Annotated in this window: 13 protein-coding genes and 1 pseudogene; 10 read left to right on the top strand and 4 right to left on the bottom strand. The window is 63.6% G+C overall.

The window, feature by feature from the left end:
* Window positions 1-169 precede the first annotated feature (169 nt).
* The 5 genes from GWE18_RS13745 to nadC are packed head-to-tail and all read left to right on the top strand — an operon-like array spanning window position 170 to window position 5057.
* On the top strand, window positions 170-607 hold the full coding sequence (locus GWE18_RS13745) for a hypothetical protein (protein WP_275186260.1): 438 nt from the start codon (window positions 170-172) through the stop codon (window positions 605-607).
* Window positions 608-643: 36 nt separating this feature from the next.
* A complete protein-coding gene (locus GWE18_RS13740) occupies window positions 644-1600 on the top strand; it encodes a hypothetical protein (protein WP_275186259.1) in 957 nt (318 codons plus the stop codon).
* A gap of 54 nt (window positions 1601-1654) precedes the next feature.
* Window positions 1655-2641, top strand: a complete 987-nt coding sequence (gene nadA / locus GWE18_RS13735) for a quinolinate synthase NadA (protein ID WP_275186258.1) — start codon at window positions 1655-1657, stop codon at window positions 2639-2641.
* On the top strand, window positions 2638-4191 hold the full coding sequence (locus GWE18_RS13730; protein ID WP_275186257.1) for an L-aspartate oxidase: 1554 nt from the start codon (window positions 2638-2640) through the stop codon (window positions 4189-4191). The genes nadA and GWE18_RS13730 overlap by 4 nt, the downstream gene beginning before the upstream one ends.
* Window positions 4188-5057, top strand: coding sequence for a carboxylating nicotinate-nucleotide diphosphorylase (nadC, locus tag GWE18_RS13725; RefSeq protein WP_275186256.1), 870 nt, complete (start codon window positions 4188-4190; stop codon window positions 5055-5057). Before GWE18_RS13730 ends, nadC begins: the two co-directional genes overlap by 4 nt.
* A gap of 11 nt (window positions 5058-5068) precedes the next feature.
* Here the strand turns inward: nadC and GWE18_RS13720 are convergent, their stop codons facing one another.
* Window positions 5069-5881, bottom strand: a complete 813-nt coding sequence (locus GWE18_RS13720) for an FTR1 family protein (RefSeq protein ID WP_275186255.1) — start codon at window positions 5879-5881, stop codon at window positions 5069-5071.
* A gap of 140 nt (window positions 5882-6021) precedes the next feature.
* Window positions 6022-7113 carry a COX15/CtaA family protein gene (locus GWE18_RS13715; RefSeq protein ID WP_275186254.1) on the bottom strand — a complete coding sequence of 364 codons (1092 nt, stop codon included), beginning with the start codon at window positions 7111-7113 and terminating at the stop codon, window positions 6022-6024.
* 106 nt (window positions 7114-7219) lie between these two features.
* Between GWE18_RS13715 and GWE18_RS13710 the strand changes: the two genes are divergently transcribed.
* Complete coding sequence (locus tag GWE18_RS13710; protein ID WP_275186253.1) at window positions 7220-7432, top strand: DUF2842 domain-containing protein; 213 nt, start codon at window positions 7220-7222, stop codon at window positions 7430-7432.
* A 95-nt stretch (window positions 7433-7527) separates the two neighbouring features.
* Here the strand turns inward: GWE18_RS13710 and GWE18_RS13705 are convergent, their stop codons facing one another.
* Window positions 7528-8544: a polysaccharide deacetylase family protein gene (locus GWE18_RS13705; RefSeq protein ID WP_275186252.1), complete on the bottom strand. Its 1017-nt coding sequence runs from the start codon at window positions 8542-8544 to the stop codon at window positions 7528-7530.
* A gap of 167 nt (window positions 8545-8711) precedes the next feature.
* On the opposite strand from GWE18_RS13705, the gene GWE18_RS13700 reads away from it, so the two are divergent.
* Window positions 8712-9902, top strand: a complete 1191-nt coding sequence (locus tag GWE18_RS13700; protein WP_275186251.1) for a GNAT family N-acetyltransferase — start codon at window positions 8712-8714, stop codon at window positions 9900-9902.
* Between the two features lie 151 nt (window positions 9903-10053).
* Here GWE18_RS13700 and GWE18_RS13695 read toward each other — a convergent pair whose 3' ends face one another.
* Window positions 10054-12324: an exopolysaccharide transport family protein gene (locus GWE18_RS13695; protein ID WP_275186250.1), complete on the bottom strand. Its 2271-nt coding sequence runs from the start codon at window positions 12322-12324 to the stop codon at window positions 10054-10056.
* Window positions 12325-12635: 311 nt separating this feature from the next.
* Between GWE18_RS13695 and GWE18_RS13690 the strand changes: the two are divergent.
* The 3 genes and pseudogenes from GWE18_RS13690 to GWE18_RS13680 form a co-directional block, all read left to right on the top strand.
* Window positions 12636-12818: pseudogene (locus GWE18_RS13690) on the top strand (polysaccharide export protein); the annotation flags it as partial.
* Window positions 12819-12820: 2 nt separating this feature from the next.
* Window positions 12821-13954, top strand: a complete 1134-nt coding sequence (locus GWE18_RS13685; protein WP_275186249.1) for a glycosyltransferase family 4 protein — start codon at window positions 12821-12823, stop codon at window positions 13952-13954.
* A gap of 117 nt (window positions 13955-14071) precedes the next feature.
* Window positions 14072-15610, top strand: coding sequence for an undecaprenyl-phosphate glucose phosphotransferase (locus tag GWE18_RS13680; protein WP_275186248.1), 1539 nt, complete (start codon window positions 14072-14074; stop codon window positions 15608-15610).
* Window positions 15611-15627 lie beyond the last annotated feature (17 nt).

Genomic DNA, 15627 nt, shown 5'->3' with positions numbered 1-15627 from the left:
TGTCATTCCGGGGCGATGCGCAGCATCGAACCCGGAATCTCGAGATTCCGGGTCTGGTCCTTCGGACCACCCCGGAATGACGGGATCAGCCCGAAACGACAAGCCTCTCGTTAACGCTCATTCCGGCATAAAGTGGCGCTGAGCCGCCCTCGATGATTCGGAGCCAACGATGCTGCGCTGGATGATGCCATTTCTGGTCGCGATTTTCGCGATCGGCACTGCCGCCGCCGACGGCACCCCTGCTCCCAAGAGCGCTACCAAGAGCGTTACGGTTCGAGCGGCAAGCCAATTGCCGCCCGGCCTTCCGCGACCGCACTACAAGTACCGAACGACCGTCGCGCCTGCTGCTGCACCGCTCTACGTGCGGCGCGGCCGCACGCTGGTGGTCGAGGAAGAGGATCCCGACGTGCTGTTCACGCCGGTGGGCGTTGTGCCCTATGCGCCGCGCGTCTACGGCACACCGCTGCTGCCGGGCTCATCGACGCTGCCCGGCTATTACGGAACCAACCATTCCTACAGCTACGACGGCCCCTACTACGGCGGCCCGTCCTATGGTCCCTATTGGAACCGTTTGCCGTACGCTTGCGGCGTGTACGGATATTGCTAAACGCGCATTAGCCAATAACGGAGACGGACGACCGACGTGGCAGGGGCACTGCGGAAAACCAGCAAGACGGGCGCTGCCAACGCTATCACGGCGGATCTGGTCGCCGTCCTTGTTGCCGTCACCGACGGCGAGCCCAAGATCATGACCATCGCAAACGACGGCGCGCTGCCGAGCGGCCCGTTCGAATTTACGCACCGCTCGCTGCAGATGGGATTGCGGGCGTGGGTCGAGGCGCAGACCGGCCATCCGCTCGGCTATGTCGAGCAGCTCTACACTTTCGCCGATCGCGGGCGGGCCGGAGATACCAAGTCGCCGCATTCGATCTCGATCAGCTATCTGGGCCTGACCCGCGAAGACAAGGTCGGCCAGGGCTTTGAGGCGCATTGGTCCGGCTGGTACGAGTATTTCCCTTGGGAGGACCGCCGGGCCGGTCTACCCGCATCGCTGGCGAAGACATTGGCGTCCCGCCTGCGGGCGTGGGCGAAATCCGCCGCGACCACGGCCCTGCAGCGCGAACGCTGGCAGCGCGCCACCATTACGTTTGGTCTCGACGAGCGCGACTGGAACGAGGAACTGGTGTTGCAGCGCTATGAGCTGCTCTATGAGGCGGGCCTGATCCCGGAAGCGGTGCGTGACGGGGCAGATGCCACTGCCGTCATCCCTGGCAGGCAAATGATCGGAGATCATCGCCGGATTCTCGCGACCGGCATCGCGAGGCTGCGCGCCAAAATCAAATACCGTCCCGTGGTGTTTGAACTGATGCCGGCGGAATTCACCCTGCTGCAATTGCAACGCAGCGTTGAGGCGCTTGCAGGCCGGCTGGTGCACAAGCAGAATTTTCGCCGCCTGATCGAGCAGCAACAACTCGTTGAGGAAACTGGCGCAATCGCCGCCGACACTGTCGGTCGCCCGGCCAAATTATTCCGGTTCCGCCATGCCGTGCTGGCGGAACGGGCGATCGCCGGAACCAAGCTCCCGCTCTCGCGCACTTGACATCGATTATGCTCAGGATAAGTATAAGCCAAGATATACTCAAGGAGAGTATAAATGGCGAACCTCAGCTCCACTGCACTCGCGCGTTCCGCAGAGCTTTACGACCGGGTCAAACGGGTCATCCCGCCGCCTGAATGGGCTATCTTCGCCGAGGACGTCGACGCCATCCTCGAACTCAAGCGCAGCCGCAACGCCGTCGTCCTCGCGCATAATTACCAGACGCCGGAAATCTTTCACGGCGTCGCCGACATCGTGGGCGACAGCCTGCTGCTGGCGCGCGAAGCCACCAAAGTCGATGCCGACATCATCGTGCTGGCCGGCGTGCACTTCATGGCCGAGACGGCCAAACTGTTGAACCCGGAAAAGACCGTGCTGATCCCCGATCTCGCCGCGGGCTGCTCGCTTGCAGATTCAATCACCGCGCAGGACGTGCGGCTGATGCGGCAGCGCTATCCCGGCGTTCCCGTCGTCACCTATGTCAACACCTCATCGGCGGTGAAGGCGGAGTCCGATATCTGCTGCACCTCGGGCAATGCGCGCAAGGTTGTGGAGTCGCTCGGCGCCGAGCGCGTGATCATGCTGCCGGATGAATATCTCGCGCAGAACATCGCGGCGCAGACGGACGTGAAGATCATCGCATGGAAAGGCCATTGCGAGGTGCACGAGCTGTTTACGGCGTCCGACGTCCGGCAATTGCGCGAAAATCATCCTGACGTGACCATCCTCGCGCATCCAGAGTGCCCGCCCGAGGTGGTCGCGGAAGCCGATTTCTCCGGCTCGACGGCGGCGATGTCGGACTTCGTCGGCCAAAAACGCCCGCCTCGTGTCGTGCTGCTGACGGAGTGCTCAATGAGCGACAACGTCGCGGTGCTCCATCCAGACGTGGAGTTCATTCGGCCCTGCAATCTGTGCCCGCACATGAAGCGGATCACGCTGAAGAACATCCGCCATGCACTGGAGACTGGCCGGCACGAGGTGACGATCGATCCTGCCATCGCGGTATCAGCCCGGCGTGCTGTCGAAAGGATGCTGGCAATATGAGCACGGAGATTTCAGCGCTGGCCAACCGTCCCATCATCATCGGCGGCGGCGCAGCCGGATTGATGACCGCGCTCCAATTGGCACCCGAGCCGGTCGTGCTGCTGTCGAAGGCGCCGCTTGGCGCTGAAGCATCGAGCCTGTGGGCGCAAGGTGGGCTTGCCGCGGCGATGGGCGACGATGACGACCCTGCCCTGCACCTCGCCGATACGCTGGCCGCAGGCGCGGGGCTTTGCGATGAAGTGGTCGCACGCAAGATCATCCACGCAGCACCCGCGGCCGTCGAGCACCTCGCAAGGCTCGGCGTCGCCTTCGACCGGCGTCGCGACGGCGGCTGGCGGCTTGGCCTCGAAGCCGCACACAGCCGTAACCGCATCGTGCACGCCACCGGCGACGGCACCGGGCGCGAGATCATGCGCGCGCTGATCGCAGTGGTGCGCCGCTGTCCATCGGTTACCCTGCTTGAAGGTGTCGAGGCGCGGAGCCTGATCGTCGAAGACAACTCCATCAGGGGCGTGCTTGCCGTGAACGCGCAGGGCGCGTTCGTGATCGACACCGCTCGCGTCGTACTCGCAACGGGCGGTATTGGCGGCCTGTTTCTCGACAGTACCAACCCCAGTGGCTGTTACGGCCAAGGACTTGCGCTCGCGGCACGTGCGGGGGCACTGCTCTCCGATCTCGAGTTCATCCAGTTTCACCCAACCGCCTTCGACGGGCCGTCACGCCCGATGCCGCTGGTGACCGAGGCCGTGCGCGGCGACGGCGCGATCCTGATCGACGACACCGGGCAACGCTTCATGGCAGACCAGCCTGGTGCCGAGCTTGCGGCCCGCGACATCGTTGCGCGCGCGGTCTGGCGGCGCCGCGCGGAAGGACATCGCGTCTTCCTCGATGCACGGAAACGTCCGGGACAAGACTTCGCCAAGCGCTATCCCGTCATCTCTGCGTTCTGCAAAATGGCCGGGATTGATCCTACAACCGATCCGATTCCCGTGAGGCCGGCGGTGCATTACCACATGGGCGGGATATCGGCTGATATCGAAGGCCGCAGCACCGTGAGCGGCCTCTGGGCCTGCGGCGAGGTAAGCCGCACCGGCCTGCATGGCGCCAACCGGCTCGCCAGCAATTCACTGATGGAAGCCATTGTCTGCGCCCAGTGGGTCGCAGACAGCATCCAGGGCGCGAGCCGCAGCGCGTTGAAAGCGCGCGCGATCAACGCGCTTGCGCCTGCATCCGATCCTTCAGCCGTGCGGCCGATCCTGTCGCAAGGCCTCGGCGTGCTCCGCGACCGGTACGGTATCGAACGCGTGATCCGCAGCCTCTACCCGATCACCAATGGCAGAAATGCAGCTTCCGATCCCGCGCTGGTGGGATTGATGATCGCCATCGCCGCCTGGCGCCGCGAGGAAAGCCGTGGCGGCCACTACCGTAACGACTACCCCGAGACCCTACCCTCGGCCATGCCGTCTTCCGTCTCGCTAGCGGAAACGCTCGACACCGCCAGCGACATTGTTGAATCCGGATCTCTGTCTGTTGGGAGTATCCAGCCGTGACACTAACCCCGCTTCTGCCTCTTATGTACGAGCCGCTGGTTCGCACCGCCCTGCTCGAAGACCTCGGACGCGCCGGCGACATCACGGCGGATGCGATCGTCCCAGCCGACAGGCAAGCCTCGCTGGTGCTGCGCGCGCGCCAGCCCGGCGTTGTGGCCGGGCTCGATATCGCGCGGTGCGCGTTTCAGCTCGTGAATCCTGCCATCCGGCTTACCACGGAGCGGCCTGACGGCAGCATCGTTGTGCCGGGAGACGTGATCGCCGCGATCGAGGGGCCGGCGCGCGGGCTGTTGACCGGCGAACGGACCGCACTGAACTTCCTTTGCCATCTCAGCGGCGTCGCCACCGCGACGGCCTCGCTGGTGTCAGCCACGCAAGGCACCAAGGCGCGCATCGCCTGCACCCGCAAGACCACGCCGGGATTGCGCACGCTGGAAAAATACGCGGTCCGCGCCGGCGGCGGCAGCAATCACCGCTTCGGCCTCGACGACGCTATCCTGATCAAGGACAACCATATTGCGCTCGCCGGCGATGTCAGGACCGCGATCGAGCGCGCAAAAGCGCATGCCGGGCATCTCGTCAAGATCGAGGTCGAGGTCGATACGCTGTCGCAGCTCGAACAGGCCCTTGCGATCGGCGTGGATGCCGTCCTGCTCGACAACATGACGGTCGAGGAACTGCGTCAGGCGGTGGCGATGACGGGCGGCCGGGCGATCACGGAAGCTTCAGGCCGCATCACGGCCGAGACCGCCAGAGCGATCGCCGCGACCGGTGTCGACCTGATTTCCGCCGGCTGGCTGACCCACAGCTCAGCCGCGCTCGATATCGGGCTCGACCATTTGGGACTCAATCGGCAGGCAGCGTAGCTTTCCGCAGATTACTCGGCCGCGCGCATTGCGGCGCGGTCCTCGCGCATCAGGCGGTTGTTGCGCTGGACCACCGAATAGGTCGCAAGCGCAAACAGGATCACCAGGCCTTGGATCGACAGTGCTTCCATCGTCGGGTTCAGGCCGATCGCGGTCAGGAATGCCGAGCCCTTGACGTCGGTGACCGTAATGATCGCTTGTTCTTGGAACTCCTGCACGGCCTCGCCGATGAACTTGATCGCCATCGCGAACAGGAACGCCGAGGTGACGATGAACAATGGCCGCAGCGGAAGCTTTCGCGCAATCAGGTTGATGAAATAGAACAGCACGGCAAGGACTGCCGTCGCCGCGGCAAGGCCGGCGAATAGGCCGCCGCCCCAGCCGCCTTCGGTCGTCGCTAGCGCGTTGATGAACAGCACGGTTTCGGCGCCTTCGCGGAACACCGCCAGGAAGGCGAGCGCGCCGACCGCCCACACCGTGTCCTGCGACAATGCTTGGTCTGCCTTCTGGGCGAGATATTCCTGCCAGCCGCGTGGATCCTGCTTCACCATCAACCAGCCGCTGACATAGAGCATCAGCGCGGCGGCGACGAGAATGATGACGCCTTCGAGGATGTCGCTGTGCTCGCCCGAGTTCAGTACCGCAAACAACCAGGCCGCAATGAAGCTGGCGCCCACGGCCACGAGCGCGCCGCCATAGAGCGCCTGAATGCGGTGCCCCGCGCCAGCCTTGGTCAGATAGCCCGCTAGCGCTGCGATCACGAGCATGGCTTCGAGCCCCTCGCGGAGCAGAATGACGGCGGCCTGGATGAATGCTGAGGACATGGAACGAACCTGTTTTGGCTCGTTTTATCGCGCAGGCCATTCAAGTAAAGCGGTCCGATGCCACACAAACACGTCAAGGCGAAGAAAGCCCTGCAAACTGGGGATTTCCAGCAATCGCGTCAGATTAGAATTACTCAATTTCAGCCGTGCTGGCCGAGCGGCATCACCAGCTTCTGCCGGTCGATCTCAGTGCGCCGCGCAACCAGGCGCTCGGTCTGCAGAACCGCAAGGCTCAAGACGACGATAGCCATCGCCTGATGCGCCAGCGCGAGGTCGATCGGCACCTGATGCAGCAAAGTGAGAATGCCGAGCACCGCCTGCAGGACGATCGCCGCCACCAGCCACCACGCGCCGCCGATCACGGCCGTACCGGCCCGCGACCGGACCGCATCGACCGCATGCAGAACTGCCAGCACCAACAGCGCGTAGGCGGTCATGCGATGTTCGAACTGCACGGTGAGCGTATTGTCAAACAAATTGCGCCACCACGGCTCCTCGAACCACAGCCTCGCCGCCGACGGAATGAACGCGCCGTCGATCTCGGGCCAGGTGTTGTAGACCCTGCCCGCCCGCAGGCCGGCGACCAGCGCGCCAAAATAAAGCTGGATGAAAGTCAGGACGAGCAGAGCTACCCCGGAGAGCTTCAGCCGCATCGGGACAACGGGCTGCGGACGCGCGCTCATCCGCCGCAGCGTCCAGACGATCGAGGCAAAAATGATCAGGGCCAGCACCAGATGCGTCGCCAGACGATACTGCGAGACCTCGGTCCGTTGCGACAGGCCCGACGCGACCATCCACCAGCCGACCGCGCCCTGCAGCGCGCCGAGCGCGAAGATCAGCCACAGCCGCCGTTTCAGCTCAGTGCTCAACACGCCGCGCCACAGGAAATACAGGAACGGCAGCAGATAGACCGCGCCGATCACGCGCCCGAACAGGCGGTGGCTCCATTCCCACCAGAAGATGATCTTGAACTCCGAAAGACTCATCCCGGCGTTGAGTTCGCGGTATTGCGGGATGGCCTTGTAGCCCTCGAACGCCTGCACCCATTGCGCCTCGTTGAGCGGCGGCAACGTGCCGGTGACCGGCTTCCACTCCACGATCGACAATCCGGATTCCGTCAGCCGCGTGGCGCCGCCGACCAGCACCATGACCGCAATCAGCGCGGCGACCGCGATCAGCCACCATCTGACGGCGCCGAGATACGGGGCCTGCTGTGCGGAACTACCGGTCATAAAACCCATCTCGGCCCGCCTGGAAGGCGCGCTTGATTGAATTGGCGCGCCCCTTATAGTCCGCCCCTTCCCGCGCGCAACCCGCCACGAGGCTGACATATCCGCCATGACGATACGCACCCGCAAATTCTTCGGAACCATCGCCTTGCTGGTGCTGGTCGTGGTGTGGTCGCTACTCGGAATGACCATTGCCCAGACGCCATGGCTGGCCGGTTCAGGCCTGCTGCAGGCGATCTTCTATGTCGTGGCGGGGCTCGGATGGGTGCTGCCGGCAATGCCGATCGTGAGCTGGATGTCGCGGCCCGATCGCGCCACCTGAATGCGGTCGCTCGTTGATTTGAGCATGATCTCCGCGCAAACGCGTTCCGCGTTTGTCGCGAGGGAAAACCGGTTCCCACTTTTCCGGATCATGCTCTAGACCCAATTGTCCCTGGTCGGCCTGACCGGCGGAAACATGATTCCGGACAGCATCACGCGCATCATGCGCAGCGAACGCTGCCGTCCGTCCCAGGCGATCCGCGGCAGTGCATGCAGATTTGTATATCCCTTGGCCTCGACGACACCCGGGATCGTGGATACCGCGCTGGCAAAACCTGCTTCCTGCGCCATCACGACATGTTCCCGGCGCCAGGATTGCCGGTCGCCGAACGGATAGGCGAAATGCCTGACGGGCTGGCGCAAGGCGGTCTCCGCAACCGCCTTGCCCATCGTCATCTCGCGTTGCGCGTCGGCTGCTTTCAGGTTGGACAGCGCGGGATTGTTCACCGTGGCGCTGCCGATCGTCACCAGCGGATCGGCGGCGAGCTTCGCCAGATCGCCCCAATCCATCGACGCTGCTCGCGACAGCGCCGCGAGATCGACGGAATAGCGCGTGCAGAGGTCGTGGATCGCGAACGAAAGATCCGGCGGCGGCAGTGTCCGCATCCAACTCGCCAGAAATTCGAAAGTGTCATACTTCTCCGGCGTGCTGCCGGTAGCGAAACGCCGCTCCTGGCGGTCGATCACCAGGCTGATGCGATCCTCGCTGGCGATCATGTCTTCCAGCGCGAGCCACCAGGCTTCGCCGAGCCCGTCGGAAAACGCGGTAGGCAGGTAGACGGTGAAGGGCACGCCGTGCTTCGACAGTACGGGATAAGCCTGCGTGATGACATCCTTGCAACCGCCGTCGAAGGTCAGGCAGGCAAATCGATTGGCCTTCGGCAGCGTTACCGCCCGCCGGCACACTTCGTCCATCGTAATCAGATCGAAGTCCCAGCGCTTCAGCGCGCGGATGGTCCGATCGAGAAATTGCGGCGTGATTTCGCGCCACCGGTTCGGCTGAAACCGCCGGGAATCCCGCGGACGCACGCGCTCGAAGCGCAAAATGACGCCTGCGCCGCCGGTCTCGTGCTGCTTCAGCCTGAAGTAGCCGCTGAAATAGGCGAGCTCCATTCCGGCCCGCCGCCAAATTCCGATATCCGACGCCAACGTTCCCGTCCCCACCATACGGTCGCGCTGCCCCGCCGCGCACCGATTGTATTACCCTTTGTTGACATTTCCCTGCGAAGGTCGGCCAAAGCCGAAATTTGTAAACAATTTCATATAGCACGGGCTCTGCGATGACCATGGCTGCCGCGATTGAAGACCGGACGGCGGATGCAGGAACGTGGTCAAAGGCGAGCCGCATCGCCGGCATCGACATCGTTCACGATCTGGCCGCGGCGGAAGGTATTTGGCGCAACCTGGAAGGCGCGCAAACCTTCTTCACACCGTATCAGCGGTTCGACTTCCTCAGTCCCTGGCAGCGGCAGGTCGGCGAGCGCGACAGTCTCGCTCCCTTTATCGTAATCGCCTACGACGCGGAGCGCCGCCCGCTGGTGCTGCTCCCGCTCGCGCTCAGGCACGCCTATGGCGCGCGTTGCGCCAGTTTCATGGGCGGCAAGCATTCCACTTTCAACATGGCGCTGTTCGACCGCGATTTCGCCGCAAGCGCAACGCAAGCCGATCTCGATGGCCTGATATCGGCGATATCGCAACGGTCCGAAGCCGACGTCCTCGCGCTGCACCAGCAACCGCTTCGCTGGCGCGATCTGCCCAATCCACTTGCCTTGCTGCCGCATCAGCCGTCCGCCAATGATTGCCCGCTATTGGTGATGGAGCCTGGCGCCGCGCCCGCGGCGCTGGTCAGCAACTCGTTCCGGCGTCGCCTCAAGGGCAAGGAACGCAAGCTGCAGTCCTTGCCCGGCTACCGCAGTTACATTGCGTCGTCAGAGGCCGACATCACCCGACTGCTTGACTGGTTCTTCCGCGTCAAGCCGCTGCGGATGGCCGAACAGAAGCTGCCGAACGTGTTCGCCGATCCCGGCATCGAGGAATTCGTCCGCAGCGCCTGCACCGCGCCGCTCGCCGGCGGCAGGCACGCCATCGACATCCACGCGCTGGAATGCGACGAGGAAGTGATCGCTATCTTCGCCGGCGTCGCCGACGGCCATCGGTTCTCGATGATGTTCAATACCTACACGATGTCGGCGAATTCGAAATACAGCCCCGGCCTGATCCTGATGCGCGACATCATCGATCATTATGCCGGACAGGATTATCGCGCCCTCGACCTCGGAATCGGATCGGACGATTACAAGCGGTTGTTCTGCAAGAGCGACGAGCCGATCTTCGACAGTTTCATCCCGCTCAGCCAGCGCGGCAAGCTTGCCGCCAGCGTCATGTCGAGCCTCAACCGCACCAAGCGGCTGGTGAAGCATAATCCGGCGCTGCTCGAAATGGCGCAAAAGCTGCGCAACGCGTTCAGTTAGGAAAACTCTCTCACCCCGTCATTGCGAGCCAACGGGTCGGCGCGAAGCGCCGCCCGATGACAGGCTCCGCGAAGCAATCCATTTCACCGCTTGCTGAAATATGGATTGCTTCGTCGCTGCGCTCCTCGCAATGACGTCGATACATCTCTCGTCAAGCCGCCACGACGCGCGGGCCGGGTTCGACTGCATCCGAAGCCTGGCACGGCTTGCTCAGCATCGTCACCTCGGAGAAACCCACCGCCTTGAGCTGGTCGCACATCAGCGTGCGCGCATCTGAGGCCATCGATGCATCCGGCACCACGACCGCCCGCGCGTGCGACGTCAGCAATTCGGCCGGCAGATCGGAGGCCGTGCCGGCATCCAGCAATACATGGTCGTAGACCCGCAGCAACGCGTCGACTGCAAGCGTCAGCCGCGGCGATTGGAGTTGCTCGCGGTCGAAGCCAGGGTGTCCGGCGCTGACGAGATGAACGCGCGACTGCCGATCCCTGGTGATGATTTGCGCAAATGACGCCTCGCCCTGCATCAGTTCTGCGAGCCCGGGCGCAGCCGGATCGACCGATACCGCCGTGATCTCAGACGAAGAGCCCGCGAGATCGACAACCACGACTTTCGCCTGCTGCGCGATCAGCCGCGCCAGCGTCAGCGCGGTCAGTGTGATGCTCTCGCTCGATGCCGTCCCCAGCACAGTCACCTTGCGCGCCGCAGCTCCAGCGTTCACCAGGACGTCCGCGACTTGCTCGATCTCACCGGCTTCCGCCAGGTGATCCATGCGGGGAGCATCTATCCAGGGCTCGCTCGACACCGGCATAGGAATGTCGTCTGCCTCGACAGTTGGCGGCGCGGGAAGCTGGGGCACGATCGACGACGCGCGCATAGGCTCCAGCGGCACCGCAGAGGCAATAGCGGGCGCAGCTTCAAGCGCAACTTCCGGCGAAATCGCATCGCGGGCCCGCGGCGCGGTCATGCGCAAGAGTTCGCCGGTCGCGATGGCGCCCGAAGTGAGCAGCAAGGTCGCCAGCGTCGCGATCAGCACGATCGGCAGCTTCTTCGGATAGGCCGGGGTGTTGGAAACGGTGGCACGGGAGATGATGCGGCCGTCAGCCGGCGCCGCCTCGATGTTCTCGCGGGCCGTCGCCTCGCGGTATTTGGCGAGATAGGATTCGAGCAGTTCGCGCTGCGCCTTGGCCTCGCGCTCGAGCGCGCGGAGCTGCACGTCCTGGCCGTTGCTCGATGTCGCCTGCTTCTTCAACTGTTCAAGGCTGTCTTTCAGACCGTCAACCCGGCTGGCAGCAAGGCGCGCGTCATTCTCAAGCGAGCGCGAGATCTTGCTCGCCTCCTCGCGCAATTGGCGATCGAGATCGCCGAGCTGCGCCTTGAGTTCCTTGATGCGAGGATGGCCGTCGAGCAGGGTCGACGACTGCTCGGCCAACTGCGCGCGCAGCGTCACCCGCTGCTCGGACATGCGCCGGATCGATTCGGAATTGAGCACTTCGGAAGCCTCGATCGGCCTGCCGCCCTGGAGCATCTCCTTGATCAGCCGGGCCTTGGATTCCGCATCCGACTTCAAGGCGCGAGCGTTGTTCAACTGCGTGTTCAACTCGCCCATCTGCTGATTGGACAGCGTGGTGTTGTTGGTGCCGACGAACAGGCTCGACTTGGACCGGAAATCCTCGACCCGTGATTCGGCTTCCGAAACCTTCTTGCGCAGATCGTCGATCTTGCCGGAAAGCCATTGGCCCGCGGCCTTCGCCTGATCCTGCCGCGCGTCCTGCTGCAGCACCAGATAGCCTTCCGCGATCGAGTTGGCGACGCGTGCGGCGAGTTCTGGGTCGCGCGACTGGAATTCGACGACCATGACGCGGGATTTGTCGACCGCGTAGGCCGTGAAGCGCTCGTAATAGGCCTCCAAGACGCGCTCTTCCGGCGTCAGCGAAAACGGATCGCGCCCGATGCCGATCAGGGCCAGCAGCGACTTGATCGGCGAGAAGCCTCGCAGCACCGGATCGAATTCAGGCAACTCGGCAAGCTTGTTCTTTTTGACGATCTCGCGGGCCAGATCGCGCGATTGCAGCAGTTGCACCTGGCTGGTGACGGCCTCGGCGTCGAGCGCGGTGCGCTCCTCGTTGCGCTCGCCGGTCGGCCGCAGGAAAATGTTCTCGCGCCCATCGACCAGGATACGCGCTTCCGACTTGTATCGGGGCGTGATCATGTTGACCGCGGCCAACGACGCTACCAGCGCCAGCACCGTCGGGACGATGATCCAGCTCCGCTTGCGCATCAGCGCATGACCGAGCACATGCAGATCGAGATCGCCGGATTCGGATGCGGCGACGGGCTTCTGCGCCGAAGGCGCGGGCCTTGCCATCGCCCGTCGCATCGCCGGCTTGTCGTTGCCTGCACGCCAGAACGCCAAACGCATCGCACACCCCCGCGGACGCAACTGCTGGTCCGCTCGAACCCTGCCCGAGTACACGTCATTATGGTTGCCTCATTATGGTTGCCGCTGGGTTAACTTGCCCTGTTTGCACCCTCAAACAGGGCGCCGCACGCGCCCGGTCATTTTTTGTTAACCATCAAAGCCCTTAATCGGCGGATACTTTTCGAGGATTCCCGTTATGCGAGGCGCGCTCGCCCCAGTTCCATGTCTGGCTGCTGCACTGGCGCTTGCGGGCTGCATGGGCCGGACCGCGCCGGTCGCCATCGCGTCCGAAGGCAGCCCCGATTCTATGGTATGTACCCAACATGACTGCTGAGAGTGCCGTAGCCATTGCAGCCGGCTTTTCGCCACGCGCGCGGCGCGACCGCGTCACGCTGACCCATACCGATGCGTCGGGACCGGCGCGTTTCGTCGTGCCATCAGGCACCCCACTCAGCCCCGGCGACACCGTCCTCGTCGGCAAGCGCTGGTTCTGATCATGCCTCTCGTTGACGGTCAGCCGCTTCGTATCCTGCACGCGACGCGTGCGCCGGTCGGCGGCATTTTCCGCCATATCCTCGATCTCGCCAACGGCCAGGCCGAGCGCGGCCATCACGTTGGCATCATCGCGGACAGCCTCACCGGTGGTGAACGCGCCGAGCAGGCGCTGGCGGAAATTGCCCCCCGGCTCAAGCTCGGCGTTCACCGCACGGCCATCCGCCGTGAGCCGCTGCCGAGCGATGTTCTGGTGTGGGCCCGATTCCAGCGCATGATCCGCCAACTGAAGCCGGACGTGCTGCACGGCCACGGCGCCAAGGCCGGCACCTTCATGCGTTTGAGGACCGCTTCCCGCGACAGGATCCGGGTCTACACGCCGCATGGCGGCTCGCTCCACTATCCGCTGACGACGATGAAGGGCAACATCTATGCCCGTGTCGAACGCGCGCTGATGAACGATACCGACCTGTTTCTGTTCGAAAGCGCGTTTGCGCGCGACACCTATCAGCGCACCATCGGCACGCCGAAGGGATTGGTGCAATGCGTGTTCAACGGCGTCACCGCCAGTGAATTCGATCCGGTCGTGAAAGCCGAAGACGCTACCGACCTGATCTATGTCGGCGAGTTCCGGCACATCAAGGGCGCCGACCTCCTGATCGACGCTGTGGCACGGCTGCGCGCCGACGGTCGTAAGGTGACGCTCACGCTCGCCGGCGATGGCGAGGAGAGCGAAAGCTTGAAGGCCAAGGTACGGGAGCTCCGCCTCGGCGACGCCGTGCGGTTCATCGGCCACGTCAAAGCGCGTCTGGGCTTCTCCAAGGGCTCGCTGCTGGTGGTTCCTTCCCGCGGGGATTCAATGCCATATGTCGTGATCGAGGCGGCGGCCGCCGGCCTTCCGATGATAGCCGCCAACGTGGGCGGCATCCCCGAGATTTTCGGCCCGCATGGCGATGCCTTGTTCGCCCCCAGCAACGCCGCCGCCATGGCCGATGCGATCGAAATCGCGCTCAAGGATCCGGCTGCGGTGAAGGAGCGGGCCAAATCACTGCGCGAACGAATCTTCCAGCATTTTTCGCAGAAGGCGATGGTCGAGGGCGTTTTTGCCGGATACCGCGAGGCGTTTGCCAATCGTTAACCGTTCTTTACCAACGTAACCGTTTCTTCCGATTTGTCCCGTAAGCCGTGGGTGCGGGGAATTCCGCATCGGCAAGCACATTTTCTTACGTGTGTGCTCCAGAACGGACGTGGACCAGTGGAACCGATTAACGCACGCTCGATGTTCGATGCCGCGGCGACCGCCAGCGCCGACCGTCCACCGGTCGAACGGCGCCGCAGGCTCACTCCGGCCGCCCTTGCCGTCAGCAACCAGAAAGTCGGCCGTGCCTACTCGCCGATCGTGATCGCGGGCGTGGTTCGCGTCATCGATTTCGCGATGCTGAGCGCGATCGGCGTCGCGATCTATTTCGGATATGTCGCCTCCCTCAGGGGGTTTTCCTGGGAGTTTCTCGCGGCGATCTTTGGCGTGGCTGCAACGGCCGTGATCAGCTTCCAGGCCGCCGATATCTACCAAGTGCAGCTATTCCGCGGCCACCTTCGCCAGATGACCCGGATGGCTTCATCCTGGGCGTTCGTGTTCCTGCTGTTCATCGGCGCATCCTTCATCGTCAAGCTCGGCAGCGAAATATCGCGGCTCTGGCTCACGGCGTTTTTCTTCACGGGCCTTGCGGCGCTGGTAACCGGGCGCGTGATCCTGCGCTCGCTGGTGCGCGGCTGGGCTCATCAGGGCCGGCTCGATCGCCGCACCATCATCGTGGGCGCGGACCAGAGCGGCGAGCAGCTCGTCCAGGCGCTCAAAACCCAGGATGATTCCGACATCAAGGTGCTCGGCGTGTTCGATGACCGCAACGACGACCGTGCGATGGATACCTGCGCCGGCAGTCCCAAGCTCGGCAAGGTCGACGACATCGTCGAATTGGCGCGCCGCACCCGCATCGACCTCGTGCTGTTTGCGCTGCCGATCTCGGCCGAGATGCGCATTCTCGAGATGTTGAAGAAGCTGTGGGTGCTGCCGGTGGATATCCGCCTCTCCGCCCATACCAACAAGCTGCGCTTCCGTCCCCGCTCCTATTCCTATGTCGGCGAGGTGCCCACCCTCGACGTGTTCGAGGCGCCGATCACCGACTGGGATCTGGTGATGAAGTGGCTGTTCGACCACGTCGTCGGCTTCGTGATCCTGGTGCTGGCGTTGCCGGTGATGGGTCTGGTCGCGCTCGCGGTCAAGCTCGACAGCCCCGGGCCGGTGCTGTTCCGCCAGAAGCGGTTTGGCTTCAACAATGAGCGCATCGACGTTTTCAAGTTTCGTTCGATGTACCACCATCAAGCCGATCCGACTGCTTCCAAGGTCGTGACCAAAAACGATCCCCGCGTCACCCGCGTCGGGCGCTTTATCCGCAAGACCAGCCTCGACGAACTGCCGCAACTCTTCAACGTCGTGTTCAAGAGTAACCTCTCGCTGGTCGGCCCCCGTCCCCACGCCGTGCAAGGCAAGTTGCAGAGCCGGCTGTTCGACGAAGCCGTCGATGGTTATTTCGCGCGCCACCGCGTCAAGCCCGGCATCACCGGCTGGGCGCAGATCAACGGCTGGCGCGGCGAAGTCGACACCGACGAGAAGATACAGAAGCGCGTCGAGTTCGACCTCTATTACATCGAAAACTGGTCGGTGCTGCTCGATCTTTGCATTCTGCTCAAGACGCCGCTGGCACTAATGACCAAGAGCGAGAACGCCTATTGAGTTGATGTCATTGCGAG

This window comes from Bradyrhizobium sp. CSA112 (genome assembly GCF_029051645.1).
In the GTDB taxonomy this organism is placed as follows: Bacteria; Pseudomonadota; Alphaproteobacteria; order Rhizobiales; family Xanthobacteraceae; genus Bradyrhizobium.
This window is presented reverse-complemented; position numbering and strand designations above follow the sequence as displayed.